The sequence below is a fragment of the Deinococcus sp. JMULE3 genome (genome assembly GCF_013337115.1).
Classification (GTDB): domain Bacteria; phylum Deinococcota; class Deinococci; order Deinococcales; family Deinococcaceae; genus Deinococcus.
In genome coordinates, this window is record NZ_SGWE01000004.1 from 2,469,966 (window position 1) to 2,490,452 (window position 20,487).

Genomic DNA, 20,487 nt, shown 5'->3' on the forward strand with positions numbered 1-20,487 from the left:
AAACCACACAGACGGGCCACATGGACCCGTCCGTGAAGGTTCCTTCATGCGCGCCGGGGCGCGGTGTCCGGTCAGGGGGCCATGAGTTTCAGCGCCACGCTGCTCAGCGCGACCTTCACGCTGCCCTTCATGGTCGCCTTCCCGGTGGTCAGGTCCACGGTGTACAGCGAGGTGCTGTTCGCCCCGGCGCTGCTCAGGACCGCCATGTTCGCCCCGGCCACGTCGAACCCGGTCTTCCCGGCCATGACGTCCACACCCAGCGCCCCCACGGTCTGCAGGGTGTTGAAGGCCGGGGCGCCCGCGGCTGGGTGGGTGATCAGGGCGTCCTGATCGGCGTCAATGGAGTACAGCGTGGTCGGCAGGCCGGAGTTGAGTTTGCCGGTGTCGTTGAACGAGTTGGTGTACGCCGCCGCGACGAGGTTCGGGTTGGGCGTGCCGGTCGGGTACGCGAAGGTGCCGTCGGCGGTGGTGCCGGTGGTGGCCGGTGTCGGCAGGGCGCTCAGCGTGTGGCGGAAGTTGGCGTCGTCCGTGCCCAGCACGCGCAGGCGGTTCGCGGCGGGGTTGAAGTCGGCGGCGACGAGCCCCTTGCCGCTCAGGGTCACGGTGCTGTCCAGCGTCGCGGTGCCGGAGTCGGCGTTGATCATGTACACGCGGCCGCTGCTGGCGAAGCCGTACAGCTTGCCGTCGGTGTTGCGGACGTCCAGGTCCACCAGGGTGTCGCCGCTGCTCAGACCGGTGATGGTCACGCTGCGGCGGCTGGCGTCCGGGTTGTCCATGCCGAAGGTGTGCAGCATGCCGCCGCCCAGGCCGTAGGTGACCTGCCCGGCGGGCGCGACGGGCGCAGTGGGCATGGAGCAGGACGCGAGGGTCAGGGCGGACAGGGTCAGCAGGGCGATGTGTTTCATGGTTCCTCCGTGGGGACTGGGGCGGATGTGGCGGGCGGGAGCGACGTGACCGGGGTTCGGTCACGGGTGCTGAACAGCTGTATGCGGGTGGGGGCGCGGCGGATCACACGCGGCGTTCACGATGTCTTCACGGTCAGGCCCGCCCGTGATCCCGTCCCGGCGACCGGGTGCGCGCGGTATCCTGCGCGCCGCTCCCCCGAGCGCACCCGCCCATGCTGATCGAGTCCCTGACCCACCCTGCCCCCGAAGCCCTGCTGGCGTTCCTGCGCGCCCACCTGCACGCCCGCGTGACCCTGCATCTGGCCGGTGAGGTCGAGGTGCTGTACGCCGGTCGGGCGACCAGCATGGCCGAGGCCGGGGACCGCCTGCTGCTCGTGAAACCCGACGGGTCGTTGCAGGTTCACGGGCCGCGCGGCGTGAAGCCTGTGAACTGGCAGCCGCGCACCGATCACCTCTCGGCGGATCTGGAGGATGGATGCGTGGTCCTGCACGCCGAGCGGCGCAGCCCCGCCGAGGTCGTGCGGGTCCGCGTGATCGGCTGCGCGCAGGTCACCGCGCTGAACCTCGCCGACGAGGCCCTGTTCCTCCTGCAGGGCAGCGAGGCGCAGATGCAGCAGGCTCTGGCCCGCGCGCCGCACCTGATCGAGGACGGCCTGACCGTCCTGGACCGCGAACTGCTCGTCGGGGTGGGCGGCATCGACCTGTACGCCCGCGACAGCCAGGGCCGCTTCGTGGTCGTGGAACTCAAACGCGGCAAGGCCGGACACGACGCCGTGCACCAGCTGGGCCGCTACGTGGATGCCGTCCGCACCCAGGTCGCCGCCCCGGTGCGGGGCATCCTCGCCGCGCCGGACATCACCGTGCCCGCCCTGAAGGTCGCGCAGGCCGCCGGACTGGAGTACGTGAAGGTCGACGCGCTCCCCCAGGTGCAGGAGGAAGCGCGTCAGCCCATGCTGTTCTGAGGGGGGTTGTGGGAAGTGGGTTGTGGGTTGTAGGAAAAGCTCAACCCCACAACCGACAACCCACACCCGTCATCCCACCTCTTTGGGTCCCTTCAGTCCAGTGCGGCCCTCGCGCTCCGCGAGGACGGCGGCGACGTCGGCGGGGCTGACGCCGACCTCGGCCATGGCGAAGAGGGTGTGGAACAGCAGGTCGGCGACCTCGGTGGCGAGTTCGGCGCGGTCGGCGTTCTTCGCGGCCAGCAGGACCTCGCCGCTTTCCTCGCTGATCTTCTTCAGGACGCGGTCCAGGCCCCCGGCGTGCAGGCGGGCCACGTAGCTGTTCTCGGGCAGGGTGGCGAGGCGTTCGGTGATGGTGGCGTACACGCGGTCCAGCGTGCCGTCCAGTCCGGCCTGGGGGGCGCCCGTGGTCAGGAGGGGCTGGTGGTAGCAGGAGTACGCGCCGGTGTGGCAGGCGGGGCCGGTCTGCACCACGCGGTACAGCAGGCTGTCGCCGTCGCAGTCGGCCTGCACGTCCACGACCTGCTGGGTGTGGCCGCTGGTGGCGCCCTTGACCCACTGCTGGGCGCGGGAGCGGGACCAGTAGGTGGCCTCGCGGGTGTCCAGGGTCCGGGCAACGGCGGCGCGGTCGGCCCAGGCCTGCATGAGGACGGCGCCGCTGCGGGCGTCCTGCGTGACGACCGGGATCAGGCCGGTCTGAGGATCGAACTTCAGGGAATCGAGGGTCAGGGCAGTCATGTCAGGCCCCCTCCGGAGGCCACGGGTAAAAAGGGAATTCAGGGTCGGGCCGTGTCGTGCCAGTCGGGCCGGACGGGCAGCCCCTCGGCTTTCAGGTACGCCTTGACCTGCGGGACGGTCAGTTCCCCGAAGTGGAAGACGCTGGCGGCCAGCGCGGCGTCGGCGTTCCCGCCCAGGTCGCCGCCGAGCAGCACGTCGCGGAAGTCCTGCAGTTTCCCGGCGCCGCCGGACGCGATGACGGGCAGGTCCACGGCGCGCGCCACGGCGCGGGTGGCGTCCAGCGCGAAGCCGTCACGGGTGCCGTCGGCGTCCATGACGTTCAGGCAGATCTCGCCCGCGCCGAGCGCCTGCCCGCGGGTGGCCCACTCGATCAGGTCCAGCCCCGTATCCACGCGGCCGCCCGCGCGGAACACGTTCCAGCCGCCGCCGGGGCGGCGTTTGGCGTCGATGCTGAGCATCACGCACTGCGCGCCGTAGTGGTCGCTGGCCTCGCGGATCAGCTCGGGTCGGGTCAGGGCGCCGCTGTTCACGCTGATCTTGTCCGCGCCCGCCAGCAGCAGCTGCCGGAAGTCCGAGAGTTGGTTCACGCCGCCGCCGACGGTCAGGGGCATCATGACCTGCTCGGCGACCCGCGCGGCGACGTCCAGCATCAGGCTGCGGCCCTCGTGCGTGGCGGTGATGTCGTAGAAGACCAGTTCGTCGGCCTGCTGGGCCTCGTAGGCCTGCGCGAGCACCAGGGGGTCCCCGGCGTCGCGGTGGTTCTCGAAGAACCGGACGTTCTTCACCACCCGGCCGTTCTGGACGTCCAGACAGGGAATGATGCGCTTGCTCAACATGGGGCGCAGTCTACGCGCCGCGTGTGCCGCGCGGTGTGGGCCTGCCCAGCGTGGGCTGCTGCGTCGCGGCGGCCGGTCGTGAAAGGTGCCGGTGGGGGTAGGTCAAACTGCCTAATGTTAAATCGAGTTTAGGAAAGGCTCATGCAATTTGCTACACTGCGGGTCATTGGCGGCGCCGTGCCGCTCCGTCCAGAGGCGACCTCACGCGCACCGGGAGGCACCATGCACCGCAGAATCCTGCTGATCGATGACAACCCCAACGACGTGGAACTGGCCCTGACCGCCCTGGACGAAGTGTCCAGCGGCGACGACCAGGTCAGCGTGGCAGGCAGTGGCCCCGAAGCCATGGACGCCCTGCGCCGCGCCCGGGACGAGGGGACCTTGCCGGACCTGATCCTCCTCGACCTGAAGATGCCGCACATGGACGGCATCGCCATTCTCGACGCCATCCGCGCCGAGGCGGGCCTGGAGGGCATCCCGGTCGTGATGCTCACCACCAGCGGCGAGAGCCGCGACATCCGCGAATCCTACGCGCACGGCGCGAGCGCGTACGTCGTCAAACCCCTGGACTTCACGCAGTTCCGCGAGGCGCTGCGGACCATCCAGGCCTTCTGGACCTCCCTGAACCGCCCGCCCCGCACCAACTGAACCGCGCCGCACGAACTGAAGGTTGCGCGAAGGACCACCCCGCGCGCCGGGCGGTAGCCTCTCAGTCATGCGCGTGTATATCGGCTGCGGCGGCTACAGCAACGACGACTGGGCGGCCCCCGGCCTCCTGTACGACGGCGTGCGCAAGGACGACTACCTGGGTACGTACGCCCGGCACTTCGACGCCGCCGAACTGAACGCCTCCTTCTACAGCATTCCCGGCCTGAAGGCCTTCGAGGGCATGTTGCGCCGCAGCGCCGCCCAGGTCCGCTTCACCGTGAAACTCCACCGGGTGTTCACGCACGACCGCGCCCCCACCGACGACGACTTCGACCGCATGCTCCAGAGCCCCGAACCCCTGCGCGAGGCCGGCGTGCTCGGCCCGTACCTCGCGCAGTTCCCGCACTCGTTCCACCGCACGCCGACCAACCGCCGGTACCTGCAGATGCTCACCGAACGCTTCGCCGGGCATGAACTCGCCGTGGAATTCCGCCACGAAGGCTGGGATCTGCCCGACGTCCGGGACGGCATGGCGCAGCGCGGCCTGATCTGGGTCAGCCCCGACTATCCCCCCGCCGGAGGCCTGCCCGAACCGCAACTGCACGTCACGGCAGACGTCGGTTACCTGCGCCTTCACGGCCGCAACGCCGCCAGCTGGTGGGACGGCCAGAGCGCCGCCGAACGCCACGACTACCGCTACACGCGCGCCGAGATGGACGAATGGGCGCAGAAGATCGCCCTCGTCGCCGACGACCTCAGTGAACTGTACGTGTTCTTCGAGAACACCACCAAGGGCCACGCCCTGAAGAACATCCCGCAACTCCGCGACGCCCTGAACGCCCACGGCGTCCCCGTGCAGACCCCCGACCCGCTGGACTTCCCGGACGACCGACGACTGCTGTAGGGGGAGTGGGAAGTGGGTTGTGGGGAGTGGGTCGGCTTGACGGGGGCGGGTTCGGCGCGTAGACGCTGTTGACCATCACCCATCACCCATCACCCATCACCCATCACCCATCACCCATCACCCATCACCGCCAGCGCAGCTTGCACGCCCCGGCGGGTCGCGGCGAGGGCTTCGGGGATACGCCAGGCGCTGCGGTCGCGGGGGCCGACGGGGTTGCTGATGCCGCGGATCTCCAGCGCCGGGACGCCCGCGAGGAGTGCGGCGTGCGCGATTCCGGCGCCCTCCATGCCCTCGCACAGCGCGCCGGGGTACCGGCGTTCCAGGGCCTGGGCCTGCGCCGAGCTGCCGGTCACGCCGCTCAGGGTCAGGGCCGGGCCAAGTGCGGCGCTCGCGCGGTCGGCGACAGTCCCGGCGCCCGTCCAGGCGGGGAAGGTCGCGTCGTGCGGGGCATGCGGCAGGACCGAAAGGCCCAGCCCGGTCAGTGGCAGGAAGGTGTCGTCGTCCCAGGCGCCCAGGTCCGCCTGGATCATCACGCTGGACACGGCGAGGTCGCCGGGGTGCAGGTGCGCGCCGGGGTACGCGCCGCCGATCCCGGCGCTGATGACCAGCCGCGCCGGAGCGTGCATCAGCGCATGGGTGGTGGCGAGGGCCGCCGCGACCGGGCCGACCCCACTGACGATCACGCGGGCGGGCAGGTCGCGCAGGCGGTCCGCCTCGCCGGAGGTGGCGACGACGATCAGGACGTCATGGGTGGGGGAGGGCCGGGGCATGCGCGCAGGCTAGAGCATGTGCCCCGGCGCGGGGAGATGCCGCGCCGGTCGCCGGCGCTACTCGTCGCAGCCCAGGGCGCGCAGCAGGTCAAGTTCCGTGAGGGGTCGGCCCAGGCGGGCAGGCGGGGTGGGTCGGTGGCGGAAGAACAGACGGCGGAAGAACGCGGTCATCATTTACACCTCCTGAGCTGACGGTGCCTGAAGCGTACATGAAGACGGCTTCATTTTCATGCGAATTGACTGAACGTCGGTCATTTCAATGGGGGTACACCCGACACAGGCAGCGGGCGACGAACCTGACCGTGGACTGAACCACCATTAAGTTTGCCGATGCCCCGACTCACGGCGCGTCATGTGCCGCCCCGTAGGCTCATCAGCGGAGGTACCACATGAACAAGCTTCTCCTGATTCCGGCCGCCATGCTCCTGAGCACCGCCGCCGCCGCGCCCAAGATCAGCGCCCAGAGCATCATCGTCAACCCCACCCAGCCCGACCTGAGCGTCAGCGTGCGCGTGGACAAGGACACCACCGGCAACCAGAACCCCGCCTACCGCGTGGACGACAAGATCAGCATCAGCACCACCGTCAACCGCGACGCGTACGTGTACCTGTTCAACGTCAACCCCGACGGCAGCGTCGACCAGATCCTCCCCAACCGCCTGAGCGACAGCAACCTTGTCAAGGCCAACACCACCAAGGTGTTCCCCGCGCCCGACGACAAGTTCAACTTCACGGTCGCCGGCCCCATCGGGCAGAACAAGGTCCTGGCCCTCGCCAGCCTGACCCCGCTGAACCTCGACCAGATCAGCTCCTTCAAGAGCGCGCAGGATCAGTTCGCCACCGTCAGCGCCAAGAACCAGGCCGGCCTCGCCCAGGCGCTGAGCATCGTCGTGAACCCCCTGCCGCAGAACAGCTGGGTCAGCGACACCGCCTTCTACACCGTCGCGGGCCGCACCCCCATCAGCACCGGCAGCCTGTTCGTCGGCACGAACGTGAACAACGCCACCGTGATCCTGAACGGTCAGCGACTGGGCGGCGCGAACGTCACCTACAGCAACCTGAAGGCCGGCAGCTACCCCATCCGCGTGCAGGCGCCCGGCTACCGTGACTTCACCACGACCGTCGCCATCAAAGGCGGCAGCACCACCAACGTGAACGTTGAGTTCGCGCAGGCCGTGGCCCCCACCCCCGTGCGTAGCGAGTTCACGGTGTCCATCCGCAGCAGCGTCAGCGGCGCGCGCATCTTCGTGGACGGCCAGGAAGCCGGGACCATCCGCAACGGTGGCCTGAACCTTCAGGTCAGCGGCGGCACGCACGAGATCGTGATGATCGCCCCCGGCTACCGCACCTTCGTGAGCACCTACAACATCACGAAAAACGGCCAGATCACCATCAACCCCACCCGCTGATCAGCGGCACGCAGAAGCCCCTCACCCCGCGTGGGTGGGGGGTTTTCTCAGGTTGGGCCGTCGCGCAGCAGGTCGTGCAGGACCCGCGCCGTCATGCCCCAGATGTCGTGCCCCTGCCACGGGTAGCGGTACAGCGGCACCCGCGTGCCGTCCGGCAGGATGCGAGTCTCGCGCGTGACGGGCGTGGCGCGCAGTTCGCTCAGGGTGGGCAGCAGCAACTGCGCGACCTCGCCCGACAGCGTCAGGGCAGGCTGGGCGGGCATGCGCGCCAGGACCGGCGTGACGTGAAAACCGATGGGCGTGAACACGTCGTCCAGTTCACCCAGGACCGTCACCTGCGCCGGGTCCAGGCCGACCTCCTCGTGCGCCTCGCGCAGCGCGGCCTGCACGGGCGTCTCGCCGCGTTCCAGGCTGCCGCCGGGGAAGCTGATCTGGCCTTTGTGGGTGGGCAGGTCTGCCGAGCGCACCGTGAGCAGCACCCGCGCGTCCGGCTCGCGCGTCAGGCCCACCAGCACGGCCGCGCGGCGGTAATCGGGTAGGTGCAGCGTGCGGCGCTCCCGTTCCCCCAGCCACGTCGCCCAGGGATCGGCCGTGACCGTGTCCAGCGGGTCAGTGTCCAGCGGATCGGTGCCCATGGGACCGGTCATGAGGTCAGCCCGGCGTCGTCCGGCAGGGCCTGCAGGGTGGTCAGGGTCCGCTCGCGCAGGGTCAGTTCGGCGTCCACGCCCGCCGCGCGCGCCCACGCCACCACGGCCGCGAGGACCTCCGCCACGCCCTCGGCCGAGTCAGGCGCCTCCTGCATGGCACCCAGCAGCGCCTCCCGCGCCGCCGCGGGCGTGCCCTTCGTGCGACCGGCGAGCTTCTGCGCCTTCGCCTCGCGCGCCAGGGCGCCCAGACCGGCCGGGACGCGCTCCTCGGGGCGCCGCACCCGCCCGCCCCGCTCCGCGGCCTTGATCGCCTGCCAGTTCGTCACGACCTCCTCACTGCCGCTCACCTCCGTCCCGCCGAACACGTGCGGGTGGCGGCGCACGAGTTTCTCCACGATGGCGCGCTCCACGTCCGCGTACGCGAAGGTGCCCTCCTCCTCGGCGATCACGCTGTGGAACGCCACCTGCAGCAGCACGTCGCCCAGCTCGTCGGCCAGCTCGGCGCGGTCCGCGCTGCTCACGGCGTCGGCGGCCTCGGCGGCTTCCTCCAGCAGGTAGGGACGCAGGGACTCGTGCGTCTGCTCACGGTCCCAGGGGCAACCGTCCGGGGCGCGCAGGCGCCGCATGATCGAGAGGAGGTCCTGCATGCCCCCCACTCTAGAGCGCGCGTGATACGGACTCCGATTGATCGGCTGACAAAGCCGTTCAATCCGAGCGGACTCGCAGAGCTGCGCAGCAGAGCGAGCAGGAGAGAAACGGGTTCCGGACGTGGAGTGAACAGATCGGCGGTGTTCCGATCTGTTCACGAAACAAACGGAATCCGTATGAGTGCCTGGGCGGCCCTGCCCGCCGCCCACCCTCACGGGCACTTCACGCCCCGTCAGGAACGGTGTGCTGCACTGAGAGGCATGAACACCCCCCGTATCCTGACCCGCGCCGCCCTGCTCGCCCCGCTGCTCTCGCTGGGCGTCGCGTCCGCGCAGGCGCCCAGCGCGCAGCAGCTCGCCACCGCCACGTACGTGATCCTCGACCCCGTCATCGAGGGCAACCAGAACCTCGTGAGCGCCGACCAGCGCCAGAGCATCCTGGCCGCCATGCGGCGCGACAGCGGCGGCGCCCTGAAACGCCGCTACCCGCAGGCGACCATCGCGGCGACGCCCACCGCGAACGCCATCCAGGTCCGACCGGTGTTCGTGGCGCCCAACGCGCTGCTGCCGTGGAACAAGCTGGGCGCCCGCCTGGAATTCCAGACCGCCCAGGGGCAGACGTATGCGGTCAGCGACACCTTCGGGATCAGCGTGCTGCTGCGCTACCGCGCGGAATTCGTGAACTACATGTACGACCAGCTCGCCACGCGCCTGCCCCGCTGACCTCCGCTCGCGCCCGCCGCCCCACTTCACTGGAGGGGCGGCTTCACACTGCTTTGCTTTTCACACTGCGCCCCGGCGGGCGCGTGTTAGGGTGCCGCCCATGACACAGACCCAGAAGAGCGCCTTCATCACCGGAGCCAGCAAGGGCATCGGGCACGCCGTCGCGCAGGCCCTGATCGCCGACGGGTACGCCGTGACCATCACCAGCCGCAACGCCGACGAGATCGCGCAGGTCGCCGCCGAACTGGGCGCCGGTACGCGCGGCGCCGCCTGCGACGTCCGTGACCCGCAGGCCGTGCAGGCCGCCGTGGACGCCCACGTCGCGGCGTTCGGCGGCCTGGACGTCCTGTTCGTGAACGCGGGCGTCGGGCACTTCGGGAACGTCGCGGACCTGAGCATCGAGCAGTGGCAGGCCATGATCGACACGAACCTCAGCGGCGCGTTCTACACCGTCAAGGCCGCCATTCCTGCCCTTTCAGCGCGCGGCGGGTACATCTTCACGCTGTCCAGCCTCGCCGGGAAGAACCCCCTGCCGGGCGGCGGCGCGTACAACGCCAGCAAGTTCGGCCTGAACGGCCTGAGCGAGGTCCTGAACCTCGACCTGCGCGACCGCGGCATCAAGGTCACGCAGATCATGCCCGGCAGCGTCGCCACGTACTTCGGCGGGCACACGCCCGACGCCGAGAAGGACGCCTGGAAGATCCAGCCCGAGGACCTCGCGCAGCTCACCGTGGACCTCCTGCACATGCCGGAGCGCACCCTGCCCAGCCGCGTGGAAGTCCGCCCCAGCCGCCCACCGAAGAAGTAAACGGGTGATGGTCGATGGTTGATGGATGGGGCCAGTGTCCCGTCCATCAACCATCACCCTTTGATCATCAACTGCACCATCAACGCCTTTTCCACCTGCTGCTAGAATGCGCGGGTGTACACGAACCGCCGCGCTCATTACGAGTACGAACTGCTGGAGCGCTTCGAGGCGGGGATCAGCCTGACGGGCAGTGAAGTCAAGAGCATCCGCGCCGGCGGCGTGGACTTCCGCGACGCCTTCGCCCGCTTGAACGGGGGCAACATCGACCTGGAAGGCCTGTACATCCCGACCTACAAGGAAGCGACGTACAACAACCACGAGCCCCGCCGCACCCGCCGCCTGCTGCTGCACCGCGAGGAGATCGGCAAGGTCAAACGTGGTCTGGAACAGAAAGGGCTGACGCTGGTCCCCACCCGCCTGTACCAGAAGGGCAAGTTCTTCAAGGTGGAAGTCGCGCTGGCCCGCGGCAAGAAACTGCACGACAAGCGCCGCGCGGAAGCCGAGAAGACCGTGCGCCGGGAGCTGCGCGAACTGTGAAGCTGCGCGTTCCCGGCCGCCGCACCACGCTCGCCACCGCCGCCGCCAGCCTCCTGCTGATCGGACTGGCGGGGGCGCAGATCGCCTTCTCCCGCCTGAACCTCGCCGGGCGGGACGTGCAGAGCATCCAGCTGTACGGCGCGGAGTACGCCAGCCAGAGCAACCTGAGCGGCCTGCTGGGCATCTCGCAGGACAGCGGCGTCGTCCGCGTGACCGGCCTGGGCCACACCCTGCTGCTGCCCCTGGACGAGGACCAGCAGCGCGCGACCACGTCGTTCAACACCGTGCAGCTGGACACGCGCCGCGTACAGGGCCGCACCGCGACCCTCGTGAACGGCAGCCTGTACCTGCCGCTCGACACGCTCGCCACCGGGCTGGGCGCGCAGTACGAACAGGGGAAGTTCACGCTCGCCGCCCCGAGGCTGCTGGGCGTCAGCAGCCGCGCCGGACGCGACACGGACCGCGTCGTGCTGGACCTCAGCCGCGACGTGCAGGTTCTCGACGAGCAGCGCGGCGACCGCGTGGTCCTCACCCTGAAAGGCATCCAGGGGGACGCGCGGCGCTACACCACCCGCGGCGCGTTCGTGCCCAGCGCCGAGGTCGCCCGCAGCGGCGCGGACCTGACCGTCACGCTTCCCCTCCCGGCCAGCAGCGGCTACCGCGTATTCCGGGTCGCGCGCGGCAGCGGCGTGCGGGTCGTCGTGGACGCCGGACCCGGCGTGCCCAGCAGCGCCCCGGAAGTCCTGTCCCGCGTGAACGCCCCGCTGATCGTCCTGGACCCCGCCGTGGTGCCCGGCGTGAGCAGCGACGTGACGCTGGAAGTCGCCCGGCAGGCCGCGCAGATCCTGACCGAGAAAGGCTGGCAGGTGCGCGTCACGCGTGACAGCGCCGCCGGTCTCAGCCGCGAGGAACTCCTGACCCTGACCCGCCGGAGCGACGTGTACCTCGCGCTGGACCTGGGCCGCCTGCCCGGCGCGAAACGCAGCGGCGTCACCGTGTACGAGCAGACCGGCCGCGCCGGCAGCCAGCTGATCAACGCGCTGCGCGGCGGCAGCAGCGCCCCCTACAGCACCCTGGTCGTCGCCGGGGCGGGCAGCACCCGCCGCCTGGGTGAACTGCTGCGCGGGGAACTCAAGGGCGGCGGCGTGACCGCCCGCGGGCAGAGCATCAGCCGCCTGCAGAGCCTCGGGGAGGCCCCGCAGGCCGCGCTGCTGCTTGAACTCGGCTGGGCGAACAACGCGCAGGACCTCGCCACGCTGGGCAGCGCCGCGCGGCAGAAGATCCTGTCGGTCGCGGTGGCCCGCTCGGTCGCCACGTACCTGACGGCCCGCGCGAACAACAACGCGAACCTCAGCGTGCAGGGAGCCGCCCAGTGAGCGTGCCCCGCAAACTGTTCTCGCCGTTCAACGTGGTCTCGGCCGCGCTGCTCGCCGCGTCCGTGCTGGCCCTGCAGGCCGTGCAACGCACGCCCCCCACGCCCGAGCCGCCCAGACTGGACCTGACCGAACGGCAGACCCTGAAGGTCAAGGTGTACTTCACCGACCCGCAGGTGCAGACCCTGAAAGCCGAGACGCGCACCGTCCAGGTGACCCGCACGAACACCCGCTCGGTCGCGCAGGCCGCCGTGGACGTCTGGGCGCGCGGCCCCTTCGACAAGAGCTTCCTGGGCGTCGTGCCCGCCGGGACCCCCGCCCCGAAGGTGTACCTGCGCGGACAGCACTACTACGTGGACCTGCCCGACGCGTACACCAAGCTCCGCTACGGCGCCAGCGGCGAACGCATGCTGCTGTGCACCCTGACCCGCACCCTGCTGGAACAGAAGGGGCAGGACGTGACGTTCCTGGTGAGCGGGCAGAACGTCGAGGCGCTGGGCCGCATGGACCTCACGCAGCCGTTCGCGGCCGGGGACTGCGCCGACCAGTAAGGCCCCCCTATGCTTCAGAGTGTCACCCTGCAGGGCTTCAAGAGTTTCGCCGACCGCACCCGCCTGGAGTTCGGGCCCGGCGTCAGCGCCGTCATCGGCCCGAACGGCAGCGGCAAGAGCAACGTCGTCGAGGCCATCCGCTGGGCCACCCATCAGGCCCGCGCGCGGGACCTGCGCGCCGGGCGCGGCACCGAACTGATCTTCCACGGCAGCGGCGGCAAGGCGCCCCTGGGCCTCGCGGAGGTGCAGCTGGAACTCGTGACGCCCGCCGGGGAGCGCGTGAACCTCGCGCGGCGCGTGTACCGCGACGGGACCGGCGAGCAGGACCTGAACGGACGCGGCGTGCGCGTGCGGGACGTGCAGGGCGCGCTGCGCGGCACCGGACTGGGCCCCGGCGGGCTGGCCGTGATCGGGCAGGGCGAGGTCAGCGGCGTCGTGCAGGCCGAAGGGAAGACCCTGCTGGGCTACGTGCAGGAGGCCGCCGGGCTGTCCCGCGCCGTGACCGCCCGCCAGGAGACCGAGGCCCGCCTGCGCGAGGCGGACACGCACCTGGACTCGCTGCGGCTGGTGCTGAACGAACGCGAGGCCGCACTGGAGAGACTGGCGCGCGCCGCGCAGGACGCCCGCACGCACCGCGACCTGAGCGGCCGGGTGCTGACGCTGGAGGACGCCCTGCGCCGCGACCGGCAGCTGACCCTGGCGCGCGAGGTCTTCGCGGCCCGCAGCGAGGCCGCCGAACTGGAGGCCCGCAGCGCCGCCCTGGCCGCCGAGGTGCAGGCCGCCGCGACCGCCGTGGACGCCGCCCGTGACGCCGCGCAGGAGGCCCGAGCGAGGCGCGACGCGTACGCCGGGGCGCTCGACACCCTGCGCGCCGCCCGCGACGCCGCCGCGCAGGCGCAGCGCTACCGCGCGCACCTGGACGCCGAACGGCAGACCCTGACCGCCGAGCTGGACGCGCTGCCGCGCACGCCGCCCGAGCAGCCCGCCCCGGACCTGACCGCGCTGGACGCCGCGCTGACGCAGGCCCGCGCGCAGGCGGACGCCGCCGAACGCCGCGCCCGCAGCCTGGACGCCGACCTGACCCGCGCCCGCGCCCTGGCCGCCCGCGCCGCCGAGGCCGCCGCCCGCCACGACGCCAGCCGCGAGACGATCCGCGCCGAGTTCGAACGCGCCCAGGGCAACCTGACCCAGGCGCTGGAGGCGCTGGAGGCCGCGCAGGAGAGACTGGCACACGCCCGCACCGCGCGGGAGCAGGCCGAGCAGGCGTACCTGGGTGTCCGCGGCGAGCGCGAGGCCGCCACGCAGCACGAACGGCACCTGCGCGGCGAACTGGCCCGCGTGAACGCCAGCGTCGCCCCGCTGCGGCGCGAACGCGACCGGCTGGAACAGACCCTGAACTCCTACGCCCGCTACGGCGAGGGCGCCCGCAACGCCCTGCGCCTCGACCACCCGGGCATCGTCGGCTCGGTCGCCGACCTGCTGACCGTCCCCGCCGAGTACGAGGTCGCGCTGGGCGCCGCCCTGGGCCGCCGCCTGGAACAGGTCGTCGTGAACCGCGCGGACGACGCCCGCGAGATCATCGACGAACTCAAGCGCGTGGGCGGCCGCGCGACGTTCCTGCCGCTGGACATCATCCGCGCCCGGCCCCGCCGCGACGGCGCGCTGCTGCGCGAGGACGGCGTGATCGGCAACCTCGCCGACCTGTGCCCCAGCGACCCGCCCCTGGTCGCCGAGAGCATCCTGGCCGACACCCTGGTCGTCCGCGACCTGCGCGCCGCGAACCGTATCGCCCGCGCGCACGCCAGCCGACCCCGCCTCGTCACGCTGGACGGCGAACTCGTCGAACCGGGCGGGGCGATCACCGGGGGCCGCGCCCGCGACACCGGCAGCGGCGTGCTGGGCGACCAGCGCCGCTTCCAGGAACTCGACGCGGAACTCGAGGACGCCGACCGCCAGAGCAGCCGCCTGACCAGTGAACTGAAGAAGGTCGAGGCGACCCTGGCAGGCAGCGCCGAACGACACGACACCCTGCTCGCCGCCCGCGAACGCGCCGCGCAGGAAGAAACGGGCGCGGAGCGCCGCGTCACCGAACTGGCCGCGCAGACCCGCAGCCTCCAGGCGAACCACGACCGCCTCGCGGCCCGCCTGGGACCCGACGAGACGGAACCCGAACCCCTGGCCCCCGGCGAGACCCTGCCGGACGTGGACGCCCTGACCGCCAGCCTCCAGACCGCCCGCAGTGACGCCGAGACGCACCGCGCGCAGGAACGCCACGCCGCCGAGAACCTCGCCCTGGCGCAGCAGGCGGACGCCGCGTGGCGCGCCTACCGCACCGGCCGCGCCCGCGCCGGGGATCTGCGCGCCCGCCTGGACACCAACGCCACCTCGCTGACCGCGCAGGACGCCGCGCTGGACGCCGCCCGCGCCGAGGTCACCCGCCGCGAGGCCGCGCTGGGCACCCTCGACGAGAACGAGTACGCCCGCGCCGAATACGCCCGCGAGAAAGCCAGTCAGGACTACGCCACCCTGATCGGCACGCAGAACAAGGCCCGCGCCCGCCTGGACGACCTGCGCCTCCTGATCGCCCGGCGCGAGGGCAGCCTCGAACCCATCCCCGACGGCTGCCTCCCGCCCGGCACGCCCCGCGAGTGGACGGCCGAACTGACCCGCACCCGCGCCGCACTGGACGCCCTGGGGCCCGTCAACGCCCGCGCCGAGGCCGACCACGCCGCCGAGACCGAACTGCTCGGCGCCCAGCGGGCCGAACTGCACGACGCGGACGCCGCCGCGCAGGAACTCCGCGCGCACCTGCAGGAACTCCAGACCGCCGAGGAACACGCCACCCGCGCCGCCTTCGACCGCGTGAACACCGCCTTCCGCGAGTACAGCACCGAACTCCTCGGCGGGCAGGGCGACCTGGAACCCGAAACGGACGACGCGGGCATCCTGCGCGGCCTGCGCCTCGCCGTGCAACCCCGCGGCAAACGCACCCGCTCCATGACCCTGCTCTCCGCCGGGGAACGCACCATGGCCGGCCTGGGCTTCCTGTTCGCCCTGAACCACGCGGGTGGGGAAGGCAGCGCCGGGGGCCTCCCCCTGGCCGTGCTGGACGAGGTGGACGCCCCGCTGGACGAGGCGAACATCCGCCGCTTCACCGCCTTCCTGAAGCGCTTCAGCGAACGCGGCGCGCAGTTCCTGCTCGTCACGCACCAGAAAGCCACCATGGAAGTCGCGCACGCCCTGTGGGGCGTCACCACCGACCAGACCGGCGCCAGCCGCGTCCTCAGCATCCGCCAGCACGACGACACCCGCGCCGGATAACCCCACCGTCCGACCGTCCAGGGGCCGCTGTTCACGACACAGCCGGCCCCCGCTCCGTGTTTCTGTTCCCGGCCCGATCATGCCCCGCCTGAATCTGATCACGAGCTGATCACGGCCTCCCCGGCATGCTGACGTCAGACGCCACGGGGACAGCCGCACCCGGACTCCCGGACGCGTCCAGACCGTTCTCCCCACCGTTCCCTCCACACCACCCAGAGGTTCCCACCTGCCGACACGCTGACTCGAGTTCCGCGTGCTGCCGTCCCGCACGCCCCGTCCACCCCGCGCCCCTCCGTCTTCCCGCCTCGTCCCGGAGTGAACCCATGAAACACCACCTGCCCGTCCTGACCCTGCCCATCCTGACCCTGACCGTCCTGCTCGCCGCCTGCGGCGCCCCCACCACCCCCGCCCCGGAGCAGGCCAGACCCGACCTGACCAGACCCGACCTGACCGGCCCCGGGCTGACCCGCCCCGCCGACCTGCCCCCCGCACGCGGCGCCGTCCGCAACGTCAGCGCCCTGACCGTCAACGACACCTGGCGCGGCACCACCTGGCGCACCCTCAAACAGGGCGAGGGGGTCACCCTGGTCGGCGCCGACGACGCCACCAACGCCGAGAAGGGCGACACGGCCGCCACCGCCGACCTGCCCCTGCTGTGCCTGAACGTGGACGGCCGCCCCGCCCCCAGGGGCGTGGACAGCTGGGTGGGCGGCGAGGTACGACTCAGCCCCGCCGTGAACGGCACCAGCCTGACCTCCCGCAAGGTCGCCGACCTGCTGTGCGCCACCGAGTTCGGCAGCGGCTGGCGCGTGGCGGGCACCCGCGACGGCACCGGCTGGCAGCTGCTCGCCGCCGGGCAGACCGACCCGGACACCCGCTTCTGGGTGGCCGCCGAGGACGCCCCCGCCAACCCCTGGAACAGCGACGGGGAACGCCCGGACGCCGTGATTCCCGACACCACCCGCGTGCTGGGCGCCCAGGACCGCGCCGGACTGCTCAAGGCCAGCGAGGACGGGCGCGTCCTGGTGTTCCGCAGCGACGCCCCCATCCTGCGGACCCTGAAAGAGGGCGCGGCCCTCGTCAGCCGCCCCGCCGACGCCGCGCCCGCCGGACTGCTGGGCCGCGTGAAGGCCCTGGAACGCGGCGCGGATACCACCACCGTGTACACCAGCGAGGTCTCACTGGAAGAGATCATCCAGGACGGCGCGCTGGACGCCGCCGTGAAACTCGACTCCAGCATGATCGACTTCGAGAAGTCCGGCAGCGCCATCCGCACGCAGGAAAAGAGCCTCAGCGCGCAGCGGACCTTCAACTTCTTCAACTTCAGCCGCAACCCCTTCTGCCTGTACGACCACGCCGCCCGCTCCCTGGGCTGCGACGACGGGCAGGCTTCCGGACTGCGCAGCCGCGTCCCCGCCACGAACTACGTCACCCTGGACGGGCAGCTCAGCGCCCGCGCCGACGCCTTCGTGAACGTGAACATCAGCTGGTTCCGCCTCCAGCACTTCGACGCCGGCGTGCAGCTCAGCGAGAGTGCGCGCGCCACCCTGTTCGCCAAGGGCTCGTACGGCTGGAACATCGACAAGGACCTCACCCAGTGGCAGGTCGTGTTCAGCCCCATCACGTTCACCATCGGTCCCGTCCCAGTCGTGATCACGCCTATCCTCGTGCCCACCGTCGGCACGAACGGCCAGATCACCGCCACCCTCCGCTACGAGGCCAGCCAGTCCTTCACCGGCCGGTACGGCGTCGAATACAACCGCGGCAGCGGCTGGCGCGGCATCAACACCAACACCTGGACGTTCAGCGCCCCGCCCGCCCCCACCGCCACCGCCAGCGCGCAGGTCAGCGCGTACCTGGGCGCCAAGGGCATCCTCGCGCTGTACAGCGCCTCCACCAGCGGCCCGCAGGTGTTCGTGCACGCCAAACCCTTCGTGGAAGGACAGGCCAGCGGCACCTTCGGCCCCGGCCAGACCAGCTACAGCCTGTGCGCCTACGCCGGAGTGCGCGTGGACGCCGGGGCGGCCTTCCCGCTCGTCAGCAGCGCCCCCTGGCAGGCCCAGGTCCTGAACTGGCGCCAGCGGATCTACTCGCACAACTGCTGACCCCTGCCCGCGCGGCGGCCTGCTCCCCTGCGGGCGGGCCGCGCACCTGTGGCCTCACCGGGCCGCGCCGCCCGGTACACTCCGGGCATGACCACGCAGACGCGCGCCGCCCGAATCGGCCAGATTCTCCTGTTCGGCCTGGGCGCCGGGCTGGGCACGGGGGTGCTGTGCGTCCTGATCGGCGCGCTGCTGGCGGGCGGCCTGACCCGCGCGGGCGCCGCGACCGCGCTGGGCTGGGGCGGCCTGGGCCTGACGTTCCTGGCCGGGGCGATCATCTACTCGCAGAACGGCCAGAGTCAGATCGAGACCGGCATGCGCGCCCGCCTGGGCGAGAGCTACCGCGCGCCCGGCCTGCCCTGGGCGCAGATCCTCACCGCCCTGATCGGCGCCGGGGTACTGTTCCTCGGGCAGGTCGCGCTGCTCCGCTGATTGGCCTGCTGCATCCCCTGCCGGGTTGCGCCATTCGTGGGATGGTCCGCCGGGGCCGGGGCGTGGCATGCTGGGGTATGGACATCACGCCGACCAATTCCACGCCGCAGGAGGCGCTCAGTGCGTTTCTGACGCACTGGCAGGGCGGGCAGTACCACGCGATGGCCCTGGCGCTGCCCGCGCGGGTGTTCCCGACGCGGCGGCGCAGCGTGCGGCAGGTGCGCCGCGCGTACCCCGGCACCCTGAGCGGGTTCAGCATCCTGTCCGCGCGGGACACCGACCCGGCGGCGACGAACGTGGACGTGCAGGTCCTGTGGCGGCAGCGCGGGGGGCTGGAACTGGGCCGCGTGCGCTACCGCATGGTGTACGTGGACGACCGCGACCAGCCCATCGCGCGGCACCATCCGGGTGGGCAGTGGAAGCCGTTCGCGACGTACACCCTCCCGGTGCCCCGGCCCCTGCGGGCGTAACGGGCGTGGGGTAGAGGGGGCGGGCCTGCGCGGCTCGCCCCCCGTTTCACCCCCTCCCGGCCTCCCCCCTGCAGGGGGAGGAGAATGCGTCCTGCCGCCGTTCCCACTCCCCACTGCCTACAACCCCTTTACTGCACGCGGAAGGCGGCGGCGTCCCGTGCGGGGAGGCTGAGGTGCAGGTACCCGCCGCTGACGCTGACCTTGGCGTCCTGCCCGGCGTACAGGGAGGGGGTGGCGGCCAGCGCGGGCCAGTTCACGCCCAGGCCACTTAGTTTCAGGGAGTACGTGCGGCGGGTGTTGGCGCTGTGCCACGCGGCGAGGACGGTCTGGCCGTTCAGTTCGCGGGTGAACAGCAGCAGCTGTCCGCTGACGCGGTCGGGGGTGGGCAGCAGGGTCTGCGAGCCGTTGCTGAGGGCGGGGCTGGCCTTGCGCGCGGCGATGGCGGCTTTCGTGGCGTCGAACACGGCGCGCTCGGCGGGCGTCCACTGATCCTCGAATCGCATGTCGCGGCGGTTGTCGGGGTCCGCGGCGCCGCGCATGGCGATCTCGGTGCCCTGCCAGATGACGGGCACGCCGCGCAGGGTCATCAGGGCGCGCAGGCCGTAGCGGGTGCGCTCCTGGCCGACGTCCTCGAACAGGCTGCCCTGCGCGAAGCGCGGCACGTCGTGGTTGTCGAGGAACAGCGCCACCTCGCCAGGTCTGGGCAGTTCACCCTGCCGGGCGAGGACGCTGCGGACGGCCTCCAGGCTGCTCTCGCCCATCACGCTGGCCTTCATGGCGTCCTGCAGGCTGAACAGGAACAGGCTGTCGAAGCCCGCCTTCTGCCAGTCGGCGACGGTGCCGGTGTCCGCGCCGAACCACTCGCCCAGCGTCCAGATGCCCGCCTGCCGGTCGGCGGCCAGCAGGTCGTTCAGGAAGGGCCGCTCGACGTGCTTGATCGCGTCGTACCGGAAGGCGCTGACGCCCTGCTCTCGCCAGAAGTTCGCGTTGCCCAGCAGCAGGTCCCGCACCTGCGGGTTGCTCTGGCGCAGGTCCGGCAGGCCCGATAGGGGGCAGTCCACGTCCTTGTTCTGGGTGGCGTCGCAGGTGGCCTGCGTGTTGAACCAGTCCCGGCGGACGCGCACGGCGGCGGCCTCGTACCCGTAGTGGTTGATGACCTGATCGAGCACGACGCGCATCCCGGCGCCCTGCGCGGCCTTCACGAACGTCCCGAAGTCCGCCAGCGTCCCGAAGTGCGGGTCCACGTTCCGGAAGTCGGCGGGCCAGTACCCGTGGTACCCGGCGGTGCCGAACGAGTTCACGGTCTGCTGCTGGTACACCGGCGTGAGCCACACCGACGTCGCCCCCAGCTTCTGGATGTACGCGAGTTTCTGCGTCAGGCCCGGCAGGTCCCCCCCGTGCCACGCGCGCGGGTCGTCGCGGTTCACGCCCTGGTTGTTCGCGGGGTTCCCATCGAAGAAGCGGTCCGGCATGACCTGATAGATCACCTGCCCCTCGAAGTGGGGGATGGGCAGGGCCGTCTGCGCGCCCGACCCGCCCGCCAGGGAGGTCAGCAGCGCGCCCAGCAGGGCGAGGTGTCGCATACCCGCATGGTATCGCTTCCAGCGCAGGGGTTGATGGTGGATGGATGATGGTTGATAGAGGGGGTCCCCCCAGTCCCCGGCATGGAACAGGGGAGAGGTCGCCCCCTCCCCACATCCCACAACC

General features: G+C 71.4%; 20 protein-coding genes. 13 read left to right on the plus strand and 7 right to left on the minus strand.

Annotated elements, in window-relative coordinates; genetic code table 11:
• Positions 1-71: 71 nt before the first annotated feature.
• Positions 72-905, minus strand: a complete 834-nt coding sequence (locus EXW95_RS14820; RefSeq protein WP_174368087.1) for a DUF4394 domain-containing protein — start codon at positions 903-905, stop codon at positions 72-74.
• Positions 906-1,117: 212 nt separating this feature from the next.
• On the opposite strand from EXW95_RS14820, the gene nucS reads away from it, so the two are divergent.
• The gene (nucS, locus tag EXW95_RS14825; protein WP_174368088.1) at positions 1,118-1,867 is read left to right on the plus strand and encodes an endonuclease NucS; all 750 of its coding nucleotides are present in this window, start codon (positions 1,118-1,120) and stop codon (positions 1,865-1,867) included.
• Between the two features lie 69 nt (positions 1,868-1,936).
• On the opposite strand, the gene hisIE is transcribed toward nucS, so the two are convergent.
• Together hisIE and hisF are read right to left on the minus strand one after the other, a co-directional pair.
• Complete coding sequence (gene hisIE, locus EXW95_RS14830; protein ID WP_174368089.1) at positions 1,937-2,602, minus strand: bifunctional phosphoribosyl-AMP cyclohydrolase/phosphoribosyl-ATP diphosphatase HisIE; 666 nt, start codon at positions 2,600-2,602, stop codon at positions 1,937-1,939.
• Between the two features lie 38 nt (positions 2,603-2,640).
• Positions 2,641-3,438, minus strand: a complete 798-nt coding sequence (gene hisF / locus EXW95_RS14835) for an imidazole glycerol phosphate synthase subunit HisF (protein ID WP_174368090.1) — start codon at positions 3,436-3,438, stop codon at positions 2,641-2,643.
• A gap of 222 nt (positions 3,439-3,660) precedes the next feature.
• On the opposite strand from hisF, the gene EXW95_RS14840 reads away from it, so the two are divergent.
• Positions 3,661-4,086 (plus strand): response regulator, encoded by a 426-nt coding sequence (locus EXW95_RS14840; protein WP_174368091.1) that lies wholly within the window; start codon positions 3,661-3,663, stop codon positions 4,084-4,086.
• Positions 4,087-4,153: 67 nt separating this feature from the next.
• On the plus strand, positions 4,154-4,990 hold the full coding sequence (locus EXW95_RS14845; RefSeq protein WP_174368092.1) for a DUF72 domain-containing protein: 837 nt from the start codon (positions 4,154-4,156) through the stop codon (positions 4,988-4,990).
• Positions 4,991-5,100: 110 nt separating this feature from the next.
• Here EXW95_RS14845 and mqnB read toward each other — a convergent pair whose 3' ends face one another.
• Positions 5,101-5,760 (minus strand): futalosine hydrolase, encoded by a 660-nt coding sequence (gene mqnB / locus EXW95_RS14850; protein WP_174368093.1) that lies wholly within the window; start codon positions 5,758-5,760, stop codon positions 5,101-5,103.
• 389 nt (positions 5,761-6,149) lie between these two features.
• On the opposite strand from mqnB, the gene EXW95_RS14855 reads away from it, so the two are divergent.
• A complete protein-coding gene (locus EXW95_RS14855; protein WP_174368094.1) occupies positions 6,150-7,169 on the plus strand; it encodes a DUF4384 domain-containing protein in 1,020 nt (339 codons plus the stop codon).
• Between the two features lie 47 nt (positions 7,170-7,216).
• Here EXW95_RS14855 and EXW95_RS14860 read toward each other — a convergent pair whose 3' ends face one another.
• Both EXW95_RS14860 and EXW95_RS14865 read right to left on the minus strand, forming a co-directional pair.
• The gene (locus EXW95_RS14860) at positions 7,217-7,816 is read right to left on the minus strand and encodes a CoA pyrophosphatase (protein ID WP_174368095.1); all 600 of its coding nucleotides are present in this window, start codon (positions 7,814-7,816) and stop codon (positions 7,217-7,219) included.
• On the minus strand, positions 7,813-8,463 hold the full coding sequence (locus tag EXW95_RS14865; protein WP_174368096.1) for a MazG family protein: 651 nt from the start codon (positions 8,461-8,463) through the stop codon (positions 7,813-7,815). The genes EXW95_RS14860 and EXW95_RS14865 overlap by 4 nt, the downstream gene beginning before the upstream one ends.
• 261 nt (positions 8,464-8,724) lie before the next feature.
• On the opposite strand from EXW95_RS14865, the gene EXW95_RS14870 reads away from it, so the two are divergent.
• The 9 genes from EXW95_RS14870 (at position 8,725) to EXW95_RS14910 (ending at position 18,780) form a co-directional block, all read left to right on the plus strand.
• A complete protein-coding gene (locus tag EXW95_RS14870) occupies positions 8,725-9,186 on the plus strand; it encodes a hypothetical protein (RefSeq protein WP_174368097.1) in 462 nt (153 codons plus the stop codon).
• A 100-nt stretch (positions 9,187-9,286) separates the two neighbouring features.
• On the plus strand, positions 9,287-9,994 hold the full coding sequence (locus tag EXW95_RS14875) for an SDR family oxidoreductase (protein WP_174368098.1): 708 nt from the start codon (positions 9,287-9,289) through the stop codon (positions 9,992-9,994).
• Positions 9,995-10,108: 114 nt separating this feature from the next.
• Positions 10,109-10,531: an SsrA-binding protein SmpB gene (gene smpB, locus EXW95_RS14880; RefSeq protein ID WP_174368099.1), complete on the plus strand. Its 423-nt coding sequence runs from the start codon at positions 10,109-10,111 to the stop codon at positions 10,529-10,531.
• A complete protein-coding gene (locus EXW95_RS14885) occupies positions 10,528-11,907 on the plus strand; it encodes an N-acetylmuramoyl-L-alanine amidase (protein WP_371810090.1) in 1,380 nt (459 codons plus the stop codon). Before smpB ends, EXW95_RS14885 begins: the two co-directional genes overlap by 4 nt.
• Positions 11,908-11,909: 2 nt before the next feature.
• The gene (locus EXW95_RS14890; protein ID WP_371810091.1) at positions 11,910-12,455 is read left to right on the plus strand and encodes a GerMN domain-containing protein; all 546 of its coding nucleotides are present in this window, start codon (positions 11,910-11,912) and stop codon (positions 12,453-12,455) included.
• 9 nt (positions 12,456-12,464) lie between these two features.
• On the plus strand, positions 12,465-15,776 hold the full coding sequence (locus EXW95_RS14895) for a chromosome segregation SMC family protein (protein WP_174368101.1): 3,312 nt from the start codon (positions 12,465-12,467) through the stop codon (positions 15,774-15,776).
• A 323-nt stretch (positions 15,777-16,099) separates the two neighbouring features.
• Positions 16,100-17,881, plus strand: a complete 1,782-nt coding sequence (locus tag EXW95_RS14900) for a hypothetical protein (RefSeq protein WP_174368102.1) — start codon at positions 16,100-16,102, stop codon at positions 17,879-17,881.
• An 87-nt stretch (positions 17,882-17,968) separates the two neighbouring features.
• On the plus strand, positions 17,969-18,310 hold the full coding sequence (locus tag EXW95_RS14905) for a hypothetical protein (protein ID WP_174368103.1): 342 nt from the start codon (positions 17,969-17,971) through the stop codon (positions 18,308-18,310).
• Positions 18,311-18,387: 77 nt separating this feature from the next.
• Positions 18,388-18,780, plus strand: coding sequence for a hypothetical protein (locus EXW95_RS14910; RefSeq protein ID WP_058977582.1), 393 nt, complete (start codon positions 18,388-18,390; stop codon positions 18,778-18,780).
• Between the two features lie 128 nt (positions 18,781-18,908).
• Here EXW95_RS14910 and EXW95_RS14915 read toward each other — a convergent pair whose 3' ends face one another.
• Entirely contained in the window at positions 18,909-20,363 is a 1,455-nt protein-coding gene (locus EXW95_RS14915) for an alpha-amylase family glycosyl hydrolase (protein WP_174368104.1), read from the minus strand.
• Positions 20,364-20,487 lie beyond the last annotated feature (124 nt).